The sequence below is a fragment of the Streptomyces sp. 378 genome (genome assembly GCF_030124145.1).
Classification (GTDB): Bacteria; Actinomycetota; Actinomycetes; order Streptomycetales; family Streptomycetaceae; genus Streptomyces.
In genome coordinates, this window is sequence record NZ_JASKMS010000002.1 from 482,671 (window position 1) to 494,360 (window position 11,690).

The window sequence follows — 11,690 nt, forward strand, 5'->3', positions numbered from 1 at the left end:
CCTTGACGCCCTTCATCGGCGGAACGGTGGCGTCACCCGGACGTACGTGATCCCCCACATGACGCCACCGTGGACGCGGCGGCTCACGTCACAGAGCGCTCCTTCTCACACGGCCTTCACGTTCGGCCCCGGAGGTTTCACAGCGCTGGTGGGACAGCGATACTGCTGCACATGACGACCGACACCGAGGAGCCGACCCTCACGATCGACGAGTTGGCCGCCCGGGCCGGTGTCACGGTGCGCACGGTGCGCTTCTACGGCACGAAGGGGCTGCTCCCTCCGCCGGTGCTCGGTCCCCGGCGCGTGGGGCACTACGGGCAGGAGCATCTGGCCCGGCTGGCGCTGATCGAGGAGTTGCGGCAGCAGGGCATGACGCTGGCGGGCATCGAGCGCTATCTGCGCCGGTTGCCGCCGGACCTCAGCCCGCGCGACCTCGCCGTTCACCGCGCGGTGGTCGCCTCCTGGGCGCCGGACGCCGTCGAGACGGTCACGCGGCACGAACTTCAGCGGCGGGCCGGGCGGCCGCTCGACGGCGAGGACGTCGAGCGGCTGGTCGCGATGGGCGTGCTGCGGCCGGCGGACGGCGGCTACGAGGCGGATCTCGGTCTGCTCCGGCTGGGTGTCGGGCTGCTGGACGTGCCCCTCTCCCAGGAGGCGATCTTCGCGGCGCGCAAGGTTCTCATCGAGCACGCGCGCGCCGCGGCCCGGGAACTCTCCCAGCTCTTCCGCGGCGAGGTGGCGGAGCGTGACGCGCGGGACGTGCGGTCCCTGTCGGCGCACATGCAGCCTTTGGTGGTGCAGGCGCTCCTCACCGCTTTCCAGCGGTCGCTGAGGGAAGAGCTGGGAGAGTGGCTCACCGAGGCGTCACGGGAGTCAGGCGCGGGCTGAGTCGGCGAACCGCTCCCCCTTCTCCGCCTTCTCCACCAGCAGCGCGGGCGGGGCGAAGCGCTCCCCGTACTGCTCGGCGAGTTCACGGGCGCGTGCCACGAAGCCGGGCAGGCCGCCCTCGTAGCCGTTGATGTACTGGAGCACGCCGCCGGTCCAGCCCGGGAAGCCGATGCCGAAGATGGAGCCGATGTTGGCGTCGGCGACCGAGGTCAGCACGCCCTCCTCCAGCAGCCGGACGGTGTCCAGCGCCTCGGAGAACAGCATGCGTTCCTGCATGTCCCGGAACGGGATCCGGTGCCCCGGCCGGGTGAAGTGCTCGCGCAGTCCGGGCCAGATGCGGGTGCGCTTGCCGTCGTCGCCGTAGTCGTAGAAGCCGGCGCCGCCGCTGCGGCCCGTGCGGCCGAACTCGTCGACCATGCGGTCGATGACGGCCTCGGCCGGGTGGGCCGTCCAGGTGCCGCCCGCCTCCTCGACCGCCCGCTTGGACTCGGCCCGGATCTTGCGGGGCAGCGTCAGCGTCAGCTCGTCCATCAGCGACAGCACCTTGGCCGGGTAGCCGGCCTGGGCGGCGGCCTGTTCGACCGAGGCGGGCTCGATGCCCTCGCCGACCATGGCGACGCCCTCGTTGATGAAGTGGCCGATGACCCGGGAGGTGAAGAAGCCGCGCGAGTCGTTGACGACGATCGGCGTCTTGTTGATCTGCCGGACCAGGTCGAAGGCGCGGGCCAGCGCCTCCTCACCGGTGCGCTCACCCTTGATGATCTCGACGAGCGGCATCTTGTCGACCGGCGAGAAGAAGTGCAGGCCGATGAAGTCGCCCTGACGCTCCACGCCTTCGGCGAGCGCGGTGATGGGCAGGGTGGAGGTGTTGGAGCACAGCAGCGCGTCGGGCTCGACGACGTGCTGGATCTCCTGGAAGACCTTGTGCTTGAGGGACGTGTCCTCGAAGACGGCCTCGATGACGGCGTCGCAGCCGGCCAGGTCCTGGACCTCGGCGGTGGGGGTGATGCGGCCGAGCAGCGCGTCGGCCTTCTCCTGGGTCGTGCGGCCCTTGGCGACGGCCTTGGCGCACAGCTTCTCGGAGTACCCCTTGCCCTTGAGGGCCGCCTCCAGGGAGACGTCCTTCAGGACGACGTCGATGCCGGCGCGGGCGCAGGAGTAGGCGATGCCGGCGCCCATCATGCCGGCGCCGAGGACGGCGACCTTGCGGACCGTGCGGGGCTCGATGCCCTTGGGGCGGTTGGCGCCGGAGTTGACGGCCTGGAGGTCGAAGAAGAAGGCCTGGATCATGTTCTTCGACGTCTGGCCGGCCGCGAGGTCCACGAAGTGGCGGGCCTCGATGACCTGGGCGGTCTCGAAGTCGACCTGGGAGCCCTCGACGGCTGCGGCGAGGATGTTGCGCGGCGCCGGGTAGGGGGCGCCGCCCGTCTGCTTGCGCAGGGTGGCGGGGAAGGCGGGCAGGTTCGCGGCGAACTTGGGGTTGGCCGGTGTGCCGCCGGGGATGCGGTAGCCGGGCTTGTCCCAGGGCTGCTGGGACTCGGGGTTGGCGTCGATGAAGGCGCGGGCCTTGGCGAGCAGTTCCTCGTGGGTGGCGGCCACGTCGTCGACGAGGCCGTTCTCCAGGGCGCGGCGCGGGCTGTACTGGGTGCCCTGGAGGAGGACCTTCAGCAGGGCGTCGGCGATTCCCAGCATGCGCACGGTGCGGACGACGCCGCCGCCTCCGGGGAGCAGGCCGAGGGTGACCTCGGGGCAGCCGATCTTGGAGCCGGGCGCGTCGAGGGCGACGCGGTGGTGGCAGGCCAGGGCGATCTCGTAACCGCCGCCGAGGGCCGCGCCGTTGAGGGCGGCGACGACCGGCTTGCCGAGGCTCTCGATGCGGCGCAGGTTCCGCTTGATGGCCATGCCGCCGTCGAACAGCTCCTGGGCCGTCTCGGGCGTGACGCGGATGAGGTCGCGCAGGTCGCCGCCCGCGAAGAAGGTCTTCTTCGCGGAGGTGACGATGACGCCCCGGATGGAGTCCTTCTCGGCCTCCAGACGGTCGGTGACGGCGGCGAGCGAGTCGCGGAACGCCTGGTTCATGGTGTTCGCGGACTGGTTCGGGTCGTCGATGACGAGGGTGACGAGGCCGGTGCGGTCCTGTTCCCAGCGGATGGTGGTGGGCTCAGTGCTCATGTGGAGGTGCTCCGTGTGATCCGTCGGGAGGGGGTCAGATGCGCTCGACGATGGTGGCGACGCCCATGCCGCCGCCGACGCACAGCGTGGCGAGGCCGTAGCGCTTGTCCTGGCGCTCGAGTTCGTCGACGAGGGTGCCGAGGATCATCGCGCCGGTGGCGCCGAGGGGGTGGCCGAGCGCGATCGCGCCGCCGTTGACGTTGACCTTGTCCAGGGACAGGCCCATGTCCCGTACGAAGCGCAGCACGACCGCCGCGAACGCCTCGTTGATCTCGACGAGGTCGATGTCGTCGATGGTCAGTCCGGCCTTGGCGAGGGCCTTGCGGGTGGCGGGGGCGGGGCCGGTGAGCATGATGGTGGGCTCGGAGCCGGAGACGGCTGCGGAGACGATCCGCGCGCGGGGCGTGAGGCCGTAGCGCTCGCCGACTTCCTTGGAGCCGATCGCGACGAGCGAGGCGCCGTCCACGATGCCGGAGGAGTTGCCCGCGTGGTGGACGTGGTCGATCTTCTCCACCCAGTGGTACTGCTGGAGGGCGACCGCGTCGAAGCCGCCGAGTTCGCCGATGTCCGCGAAGGACGGCTTCAGCTTGGCGAGGGAGTCGGCGGTGGTGCCGGGGCGCGGGAACTCGTCGTGGTCGAGGACGATCAGACCGCTGCGGTCCTTCACCGGGACGACGGACCTGTCGAAGCGGCCGTCCTTCATGGCGGTGGCGGCCCGCTCCTGGGAGAGGGCGGCGTACTCGTCGACGTCGCGCCGGGAGAAGCCCTCGATGGTGGCGATGAGGTCGGCGCCGATGCCCTGCGGCACGAAGTTGACCTGGAGGTTGGTCATCGGGTCGTTGAACCAGGCGCCGCCGTCGGAGGCCATCGGCACCCGGGACATCGACTCGACGCCGCCCGCCAGGACGAGGTCCTCCCAGCCGGAACGGACCTTCGCCGCGGCCAGGTTGACGGCCTCCAGTCCCGAGGCACAGAAGCGGTTCTCCTGCACTCCGGCCACCGTGTCGGGCAGCCCGGCCGCGATCGCCGCGATCCGCGCGATGTCGGAGCCCTGGTCGCCGACCGGGCCGACGACGCCGAGGACGATGTCGTCGACGGCGGCCGGGTCGAGGTCCGGGAAGCGGGCGCGGACCTCGTGGATGAGTCCGACGACCAGGTCGATGGGCTTGGTGCCGTGCAGGGCGCCGCCTGCCTTGCCGCGCCCGCGCGGGGTGCGGATCGCGTCGTACACGTACGCTTCGGTGCTCACGAGGAGGCCTTTCACTGAGGGTTTCGGGACGCGGGGAGGAGCCCGGGGACGTCCCAGTCCCGGGCGACGTCCGCGGTGTCGGCGCCCGGCCGGGCCGGGCCGGTGCGGACGGAGGTCGGGGTCGCGGAGAAGCGGGGGGCCGGGGCGGGCTGGGTGATGCCGCCGTGGTCGGTGAAGGTGCCGCGGGCGGCCAGGTGCGGGTGGTGCGGGGCCTCGCGCAGCGACAGCACGGGCGCCACGCACGCGTCACTGCCGTCGAAGACGGCCGTCCATTCGTCTCTGGTCCGGCTCTTGAAGCGGGCGGCGATCTCTTCGCGCAGTTCGTCCCAACGGGCGATGTCCGTGCGGGCCCCGGTGCGGTCGCCGAGGCCGAGGAGGGCGAGGAACTCCGCGTAGAACTGCGGCTCCAGGGCGCCGACGGCCATGTACCGGCCGTCTGCGGTCTCGTAGGTGCCGTAGTAGGGGCAGCCGCCGTCCAGGAGGTTGGCGCCGCGGTGGTCCTGCCAGCCACCGGCGGCGAGCATGCCGTGGATCATCGTGGCGAGATGGGCGGTGCCGTCGACGATCGCGGCGTCCACGACCTGGCCGGTGCCGCTCGCACGCGCGTGGTGGAGGGCGGCGAGAACGCCGACGACCAGGTACAGGGAGCCGCCCGCGTAGTCGCCGAGGAGGTTGGCGGGGGCGGCGGGCGGCTCGTCCGGTCGGCCGGTCATGCCGAGGGTGCCGGTGGGGGCGATGTACGCGATGTCGTGTCCGGCGCGCTGGGCGAGCGGTCCGTCCTGGCCCCAGCCGGTCATCCGGCCGTAGACGAGGCGCGGGTTGCGGGCGAGGCAGGCCTCGGGGCCGACGCCGAGGCGTTCGGCGACGCCGGGCCGGTAGCCCTCGACGAGGAGGTCGGCGCGGGCGGCGAGGGCGAGCACCTGGTCCGGGCCGTCCGGGGCCTTCAGGTCGACGACCACCGAGCGCTTGTTGCGGTTGGTGACGTCGTACACCGGGTCGATCGCGAGTACGGGGCCGCCCGGGCGGTCCACGCGCACCACGTCGGCCCCGAGATCGGCCAGGAGCATGGCGGCGAACGGGCCGGGCCCGATACCCGCCAGCTCGACCACGCGCACGCCGGTGAGCGGGCCGTGTCCTGGCGTCCTTGCCGTGGTCATCCAGCCCCCAGTGCTGTGACACATCTGATGTAACACCAGTGATGCTAAGAACGTGTTCCACTCGGCACAAGACCTGAACGAGCAAGCGCTTAGCAATCTGCCGGACGAGGTCAGCCCGCGTCCAGCTCGTCTATCAGCCGCTTCGGGGCGATCACCCGGTAGCTCTCCTCCACCCAGTCGCAGAGCACCTCCGCGGCCGGGGCACCCTGCCGCTCCAGGGGGATGCTCACCCAGCCCGCCTTGCCCAGGCCGTAGCCGGCGGGCTCGGCGCCGGGGCAGGCCAGCGCGTGCGCGTGCGCCGTCTCGTCCTTGAGCTTCACTGTCACCCCCAGGGGGTAACTGCCGTCCTGGACCCCGAGGAAGACGAACACCTTCTTGTTGACCTTCGCGACGGACTCGCCCCAGGGGAACTCCTCGACGGCATCCGGCAGCCCCAGCGCGAACGCGCGCACTTTCTCCCACTTCTTCAGGGCATTCCTGGGCACGGCCATCGTCGTCCTCCGGGCTCGTCGTCGGGCTCCGCACCCCTCACGCTAGCCTCGGCCACCGACAGCGGCACGGGCTGCACGACCGAGGGGTGTCATGAGCAGGCAAAGCAGGACGGACCGTCCGTACGACATCGTGCTCTTCGGAGCGACCAGTTTCGCCGGGGCGCTCACCGCGGAATACCTGGCCGCGCACGCGCCCGGGGGACTGCACTGGGCGATCGCGGGCCGCAATACCGAGAAGCTGGAGCGGCTGCGGGAACGGCTGCCCGCCGACGCTGAAGTGGGGGTGCTGCGCGCGGACGTGTCCGACCCGGCCTCGCTGCGCGACCTCGCGGAGCACGCGCGCGTGGTGGCCACGACCGTCGGCCCGTACGTGACCTACGGCGAGGAACTCCTCGCCGCCTGCGCCGACACCGGCACCGACTACCTCGACCTGTGCGGCGAACCCGAGTTCGTGGACCTGATGTACGTCCGGCACGACGCACGCGCACGGGAGACCGGGGCGCGGCTGGTGCACGCCGCCGGATTCGACTCGATCCCGCACGACCTGGGCGTGTACTTCACCGTGCAGCAGCTGCCGGAGGACGTGCCGCTGGACGTCGAGGGCTTCGTGACCGCCGACGCGGCGTTCTCCGGCGGGACCTTCGCCTCGGCCCTCAACCAGTTCGCGCGGCAGCGGGAGATGGTGGCGGCCGTACGGGACCGGCGGCGGCACGAGCCGCGGCCGGTGGGCCGGCGGGTCTCGGCGCCGCTCGGCGCGCCCCGGTTCGCCCAGGAGGTCGGTGCGTGGGCGCTGCCGATGCCGACCATCGACCCGCAGATCGTGCGGCGCTCGGCGGCGGCCCTCGACCGGTACGGGCCCGACTTCCGCTACCGGCAGTACGCGGCCGTCCGGCATCTGCCGATCGCCGTGGGAGGCGTCGCGGCGGTCGGCGCGCTGGTCGCGGCGGCCCAGGTGCCGCCGGTGCGGCGCTGGTTGTCGGACCGGCTGAAGCCCGGGGACGGGCCGAGCCCCGAGAAGCGGGCGAAGAGCTGGTTCTCCGTGCGCTTCGTGGGTGAGGGCGGCGGCAAGCGGGTGTACACGGAGGTGTCGGGCGGCGACCCCGGCTACGACGAGACGGCCAAGATGCTCGCCGAGTCGGCGCTCTGCCTGGCCCTGGACGACCTTCCGAACACGGCGGGCCAGGTGACCACGGCCGTGGCGATGGGCAACGCGCTGATCGACCGGCTCGGTGCGGCGGGCATCCGCTTCCGGATCGCGGCGGCCCGCTGAAGGTCCTACAGCGGCCACTCGGCGATGGTGTAGATCATCCCGGCGATCCAGCCGAGCCCGGCCAGCACGGCGAGGATCAACCCTATGGTGACGGCCCGCTCAACGCTCTGGGTCGGGCCGGCAACTGGCTTGGGGGCGCGGTGCGTTGTCATGCGCCCCAGCCTGCCGCCGGGGCCGCGGCCGGGCATCCGTACGGGTACTCAGCCCCGGTACTCAGATCGCGCCGCCCGGCTCACCGCCGGGGACGTGCGGTCGGTCAGGCGGGGTCGGCCTGCCGCAGCGCCTCGCGGCACAACGCGTCCGCCCTGCGGGTGGTCTCCGGGAGACGGTAGGCGGGGGTCAGCGCGAGGGTGTGCGCACAGGCGTCGTCCAGCGTCACCCGGTGGCCGACGGAGACGAAGACGGGCTTGACGTCGTCCCGGGTGCGCAGGGCGCGGCCGACCTCCTCGGACCCGGCGAGCAGCGGCGAGATGCTCCCGCGCGGGGGGTTCGGGTCGTCGTAGGTGAAGGCGAACGGGTTCTTGGCGACGCCGATCGTGGGCAGGCCGGTCAGGACGCCGAGGTGGCTGGCGAGGCCGAAGCGGCGGGGGTGGGCGAGGCCGTAGCCGTCGCAGACCACCAGGCCGGGCGGACAGGGCAGGGCGTCGAGGGCGGCGAGGACCGTGGGGATCTCGCGGAAGGCCAGCAGTCCCGGCACGTAGGGGAAGGAGACCCGCCCCACGGCCGTGGCCTGCGCGACGACCTCCAGACTCGACGCGTCCAGCACGACCGCCGCGGCCGCGACGACGTCCCGCTCGTCGTCGTAGGCGACGTCGACGCCCGTCACCGTGCCCGTCCCGGGCGGCGGTCCGGGTTCGCCGAGGATCACGCGCTCGCGCAGTTCGTCCTGGACGGCGCGGGCCTGTTCCTCGGTGGCGGGCCAGTCCTCGGGGATGCGAACGGTCGTCATGGTGCCCTGAGCCTACGGGCTCCCCGGCGGCCGGACGGGTGCCCGGGGGTAGGCTCCCGCTCATGTTCGTGCTGGAGCTGACGTACACCGCCCCGCTGGAAGCCGTCGACGCCGTGCTGGAGGAGCACGTCAGCTGGCTCGACGAGCAGTACCGGCAGGGGGTGTTCCTCGCGTCCGGGCGCAAGAGCCCCCGCGACGGCGGGGTGATCATCGCCGTCGCGGGGGATCGCGCGCGGATCGAGGCGATCACCGCGGAGGACCCGTTCGTCACCGCGGGCGTGTGCGCCTACCGCGTCACCGAGTTCACGGCGACGAAGACGGCACCCGCGCTGGAGGCCTACCGCGAGACCCTCTGAGGCATCGGCCTCACTTGCCCAGTGCGCGCTGCAGCTGGCTCTTGTTCATGCTGGAACGGCCTTCGACGCCCTTGCGCTTGGCCTCCTGGTACAGCTGGTCGTAGGTGGGCCCCTGGGAGCCCTGCCCCGACCGCTGACCGCCCCGCTTGCCGGAGGACATGTCCTGGGTGGAGGTGCGGCTGGCCGTCTTCGACTCGCCGGAGCGGGCGCGTTCCTTGTTCACCGTCCGTGCGGCGATCTCCTTGGCACGGCCGGTGCTCTCGCCCCGATCCTTCGCGCTTTCCTTGATGTGCTCGTACTGGCGCTCCCGTTTGGAGCTCGAACCGCGTGGCATTCTCGCTCACTTCCTTTCACGATCAGTGAACGAGTACCCACACTGCCAACGATCAGGGCACCCCGCATGCTCAGTGCTCCAGGCGGGCAACCCGGCCCTTCTCGCCCGCGGCCCAGCAGCCGTGGTCCGGGGTGCAGTCGACGGTGTCGTAGGAGCCCGTGCCGACGGTCCGCCAGGTACGTCCGGCGTCCGTGGTGAGGTCGGTGCCCGTGGGGCCGACGGCCAGAGCGGCGGTGCGGCTGTGCGGGAGCCAGGCGACGCCGGAGCGGTAGGCGGGCGGGGAGGTGGCGGCCGGGCGCCAGGTGCGGCCGCCGTCGGAGGTGCGCGCGGCGGCGCGCGGCGAGGTCTGGTCGGGTCGGAAGTCGCCGCCGACGGCGAGACCGCGGGCGCGGTCGCGGAAGGCGAGCGCGAAGACACCGCGGGCCGGATCGCCCGCCGGGAGGGGGGTGTCGGCGGCCGTCCAGGTGCGTCCCCGGTCGGCGGAGTGCAGCACACGCGCGCGTGCCGCCCCGCCGGTGGCGAGCCAGACGTCCTTCGGCCCGGACGTCACCAGGCACTGGCCGCTCGCCGCGAATCCGGCCTCGCCCTCCTGCGCAGCCGGCATGCCCCGGTCCGGCAGCACCTTCCAGGTCCGGCCGCCGTCGCCGGTCGACAGGATGCGGAACTTGCCGTTCACCGGGTCGCTCATCGCGAGGCCGTGGCGGTGGTCGAAGAAGGCGAGGCAGTCGTAGAAGGCCTTCGGGTCGGTGTTGCGGAAGGACTCCGTCCAGGTCGCTCCGCCGTCGTCGGTGCGGTAGACGCGGGACGCCTCGCCCTCGCCGATGGCCAGGACCACGGCCCGGCGCGCGTCGAACGCCTCGACGTCCCGGAACTGCAACTCCCCCGCGCCGGGGGGCGAGACGTTTTGCCAGGTCGCCCCGCCGTCGGTGGTGCGCAGCACGGTGCCCCCGGTACCGGCGACCCAGGCGGTGTTCCGGCTGACCGCCGCGAGGCCCCGGAAACGTGCCTCCGGGGCGCCGGTGTCCTTGAGTTCCCAGTGCGGCGCCCGGCGCTCCGGCTCCTGCGCCTGCGCCGGTACGGCGGTCAGGGCCGCCAGTGCCGCGGCGCAGGCCGCCATCGCGGTCGCCCTGCCCCGAGTTGGTCCCGTGCGTCGCGTGCTCCCCATGCGCCTCATGGCCGGGGAAGCTAGCCCACCGACCGGGTGCCGTCCAGACGGCCTCACGGCTGCTCCGTGTGGTGCGGCGGGTGCCACAGGCGCCCTCTCCGGCACACAAGGAGAGTCACGTCACTCCCGTGCATGAACACGGTGACAGAGGTCACTCGCCCTTCGTGTGCACGGATTGGCTGATTCCGTCGTCTCTTCCAGTGCCCGGCCTCATCCGCCCGGACGTGTCCGTCCAGCCGTCACAAGGGAGCAAGGCGTTGTCCATCGTCATCGAGCAGCCCGTGGAGGCCCGCCTCGTCGCCGCCGCGCCGCGTATGCCGAGCATTCCCGCGACGCTGCACTACGACCGGCGGGATCCTTTCGCCGTCCGCATGACCTTCCCCGCCCCGGCCACACTGGAGGGCGTCGAGGTCTGCTGGACCTTCTCCCGTGAGCTGCTCGCCGCGGGCCAGAGCAGCGCCGAGGGGCACGGCGACGTACGGGTGCGGCCCTACGGCTACGACCGCACGGTACTGGAGTTCCACGCCCCCGAGGGCACCGCCGTGGTCCACGTCCGTTCGAGCGAGATCCGCCGGTTCCTGGAGGCCACGAGCGAACTCGTGCCCGTCGGCCTGGAGCACCTCCAGCTGGACCTGGACCACGGTCTCGCCGAGCTGATGCGCGACGCGTGCTGAGCTGACGGACCCCGCGCCAGGAGGGAGCGGGTGCGGGGAGCGGGTGCGGGGTCGCGCGCTCAGCCGCCTGCCGTCGGTGCGGGGGCGGACCCGGTCGTCGTGGTCATCGCCGTGCTCACCTCGCGGACCACCCTCCGCGGCCCGGGCCCCGCCGCTCCGGCGCGTTCGAGCAGGTCCTCCAGCCGCCGCGCGTGGACGCGCACCTCCCGGTCCGGCAGCAGCCCCGCCGCGGCGGCGAGTACGACGACCGCCGCGTCCCGCCCGGAGACCTCGGCGACCTCGCCCCGCAGGACGTCCCGCACCTCCCCCCGTAGCGCCTCCACGACGGCGAGCCGCTCCAGCGCGTACTCCACGGAGGGGAACAGGCCGAGCACCCGGCGCTTGTCCGCCCGCAGGTACCCCTCGGCCACCAGTTGTTCCCGCGCGGCGTCGAAGGTCACCCGCGCCCGCAGCTTCACCCAGGTCCGCCAGGGGTGCGGGCACGACTCGCGCACGAGGTCCAGCAGCCCGTCGAGGACCGCGTCACCCGCGCTCGCGTCCAGGTCGACCGGTGTGGCGATGCCGTCCGCGTCGGTGAGCAGACCGCGCTGGGCCAGCTCGACGAGGGCGCCGGCCCGCACCAGGTCCGGCCGGTGGGCGGTGCCGCCTGCCGCAGGCCGCGCGGCGTCCCAGGCCAGCAGACAGAGCCGGGCCGGCAGCGTGAGCGGGCCGTTGGGCACGGGGCCTCCTGGGAGCGGGGAGATCGGGTCGCACGTTAATCCGTTGACAGGCTCAGAGCACCTTCCTACGGTGTAAAGCGTCCCTGTCGCCGCCGATTGGAGAAGGACGTTGCTCGTCTGAGGTCCTGAGACACCGCGTCACACCCCACGGGTGTGCGCTGCGTGCGACCTCGGCGTTCGAGCCGTCCTCCGGTGCGGGACATTTCTCATGCCCGGGATGTGCCATGGAGCCTCCTCCTCCCCTGGTCGCAGGTGTCTCGACACGC

Annotated in this window: 13 protein-coding genes; 4 read left to right on the top strand and 9 right to left on the bottom strand. The window is 72.5% G+C overall.

Features of this window, described 5'->3' with window-relative positions; genetic code table 11:
• Positions 1-171: 171 nt before the first annotated feature.
• Positions 172-888, top strand: a complete 717-nt coding sequence (locus QNO09_RS05010) for a MerR family transcriptional regulator (protein ID WP_283968802.1) — start codon at positions 172-174, stop codon at positions 886-888.
• On the opposite strand, the gene QNO09_RS05015 is transcribed toward QNO09_RS05010, so the two are convergent.
• The 4 genes from QNO09_RS05015 to QNO09_RS05030 all read right to left on the bottom strand — a co-directional run bounded on the left by QNO09_RS05015 (position 874) and on the right by QNO09_RS05030 (position 5,957).
• Positions 874-3,060, bottom strand: coding sequence for a 3-hydroxyacyl-CoA dehydrogenase NAD-binding domain-containing protein (locus tag QNO09_RS05015; RefSeq protein ID WP_283968803.1), 2,187 nt, complete (start codon positions 3,058-3,060; stop codon positions 874-876). The two genes, QNO09_RS05010 and QNO09_RS05015, sit on opposite strands and share 15 nt — an antisense overlap.
• 34 nt (positions 3,061-3,094) lie before the next feature.
• Positions 3,095-4,309 carry an acetyl-CoA C-acetyltransferase gene (locus QNO09_RS05020; RefSeq protein WP_283968804.1) on the bottom strand — a complete coding sequence of 405 codons (1,215 nt, stop codon included), beginning with the start codon at positions 4,307-4,309 and terminating at the stop codon, positions 3,095-3,097.
• Positions 4,310-4,320: 11 nt separating this feature from the next.
• Positions 4,321-5,466, bottom strand: coding sequence for a CaiB/BaiF CoA transferase family protein (locus QNO09_RS05025; RefSeq protein WP_283968805.1), 1,146 nt, complete (start codon positions 5,464-5,466; stop codon positions 4,321-4,323).
• Positions 5,467-5,576: 110 nt separating this feature from the next.
• The gene (locus tag QNO09_RS05030) at positions 5,577-5,957 is read right to left on the bottom strand and encodes an MmcQ/YjbR family DNA-binding protein (RefSeq protein ID WP_283968806.1); all 381 of its coding nucleotides are present in this window, start codon (positions 5,955-5,957) and stop codon (positions 5,577-5,579) included.
• Between the two features lie 91 nt (positions 5,958-6,048).
• On the opposite strand from QNO09_RS05030, the gene QNO09_RS05035 reads away from it, so the two are divergent.
• Positions 6,049-7,227: a saccharopine dehydrogenase family protein gene (locus tag QNO09_RS05035; protein ID WP_283968807.1), complete on the top strand. Its 1,179-nt coding sequence runs from the start codon at positions 6,049-6,051 to the stop codon at positions 7,225-7,227.
• Positions 7,228-7,232: 5 nt separating this feature from the next.
• Here the strand turns inward: QNO09_RS05035 and mmpA are convergent, their stop codons facing one another.
• Both mmpA and QNO09_RS05045 read right to left on the bottom strand, forming a co-directional pair.
• On the bottom strand, positions 7,233-7,379 hold the full coding sequence (gene mmpA, locus QNO09_RS05040; RefSeq protein WP_283968808.1) for a morphogenic membrane protein MmpA: 147 nt from the start codon (positions 7,377-7,379) through the stop codon (positions 7,233-7,235).
• Positions 7,380-7,483: 104 nt separating this feature from the next.
• Positions 7,484-8,176, bottom strand: a complete 693-nt coding sequence (locus QNO09_RS05045; RefSeq protein WP_283968809.1) for an endonuclease V — start codon at positions 8,174-8,176, stop codon at positions 7,484-7,486.
• 62 nt (positions 8,177-8,238) lie between these two features.
• Here QNO09_RS05045 and QNO09_RS05050 point away from each other — a divergent pair, with 62 nt between their 5' ends.
• Positions 8,239-8,532 (top strand): YciI family protein, encoded by a 294-nt coding sequence (locus QNO09_RS05050; protein ID WP_283968810.1) that lies wholly within the window; start codon positions 8,239-8,241, stop codon positions 8,530-8,532.
• A gap of 10 nt (positions 8,533-8,542) precedes the next feature.
• Here QNO09_RS05050 and QNO09_RS05055 read toward each other — a convergent pair whose 3' ends face one another.
• Together QNO09_RS05055 and QNO09_RS05060 are read right to left on the bottom strand one after the other, a co-directional pair.
• Complete coding sequence (locus QNO09_RS05055; protein ID WP_030840999.1) at positions 8,543-8,866, bottom strand: hypothetical protein; 324 nt, start codon at positions 8,864-8,866, stop codon at positions 8,543-8,545.
• Between the two features lie 70 nt (positions 8,867-8,936).
• Entirely contained in the window at positions 8,937-9,983 is a 1,047-nt protein-coding gene (locus QNO09_RS05060) for a WD40/YVTN/BNR-like repeat-containing protein (protein WP_283968811.1), read from the bottom strand.
• Between the two features lie 305 nt (positions 9,984-10,288).
• Between QNO09_RS05060 and ssgD the strand changes: the two genes are divergently transcribed.
• Positions 10,289-10,705: a spore wall synthesis regulator SsgD gene (ssgD, locus tag QNO09_RS05065; protein WP_283968812.1), complete on the top strand. Its 417-nt coding sequence runs from the start codon at positions 10,289-10,291 to the stop codon at positions 10,703-10,705.
• Positions 10,706-10,764: 59 nt separating this feature from the next.
• On the opposite strand, the gene QNO09_RS05070 is transcribed toward ssgD, so the two are convergent.
• Complete coding sequence (locus tag QNO09_RS05070; RefSeq protein ID WP_283968813.1) at positions 10,765-11,424, bottom strand: GOLPH3/VPS74 family protein; 660 nt, start codon at positions 11,422-11,424, stop codon at positions 10,765-10,767.
• Between the last annotated feature and the right edge of the window lie 266 nt (positions 11,425-11,690).

Bases quoted from the DNA above. Each gene is read 5' to 3' on its own strand.
- QNO09_RS05045 (WP_283968809.1), bottom strand. From the start codon at position 8,176: ATGACGACCGTTCGCATCCCCGAGGACTGGCCCGCCACCGAGGAACAG.
- QNO09_RS05025 (WP_283968805.1), bottom strand. From the start codon at position 5,466: ATGACCACGGCAAGGACGCCAGGACACGGCCCGCTCACCGGCGTGCGC.
- QNO09_RS05050 (WP_283968810.1), top strand. From the start codon at position 8,239: ATGTTCGTGCTGGAGCTGACGTACACCGCCCCGCTGGAAGCCGTCGAC.
- QNO09_RS05015 (WP_283968803.1), bottom strand. From the start codon at position 3,060: ATGAGCACTGAGCCCACCACCATCCGCTGGGAACAGGACCGCACCGGC.
- mmpA (WP_283968808.1), bottom strand. From the start codon at position 7,379: ATGACAACGCACCGCGCCCCCAAGCCAGTTGCCGGCCCGACCCAGAGC.
- QNO09_RS05030 (WP_283968806.1), bottom strand. From the start codon at position 5,957: ATGGCCGTGCCCAGGAATGCCCTGAAGAAGTGGGAGAAAGTGCGCGCG.
- QNO09_RS05035 (WP_283968807.1), top strand. From the start codon at position 6,049: ATGAGCAGGCAAAGCAGGACGGACCGTCCGTACGACATCGTGCTCTTC.
- QNO09_RS05060 (WP_283968811.1), bottom strand. From the start codon at position 9,983: ATGGCGGCCTGCGCCGCGGCACTGGCGGCCCTGACCGCCGTACCGGCG.
- QNO09_RS05010 (WP_283968802.1), top strand. From the start codon at position 172: ATGACGACCGACACCGAGGAGCCGACCCTCACGATCGACGAGTTGGCC.
- QNO09_RS05055 (WP_030840999.1), bottom strand. From the start codon at position 8,866: ATGCCACGCGGTTCGAGCTCCAAACGGGAGCGCCAGTACGAGCACATC.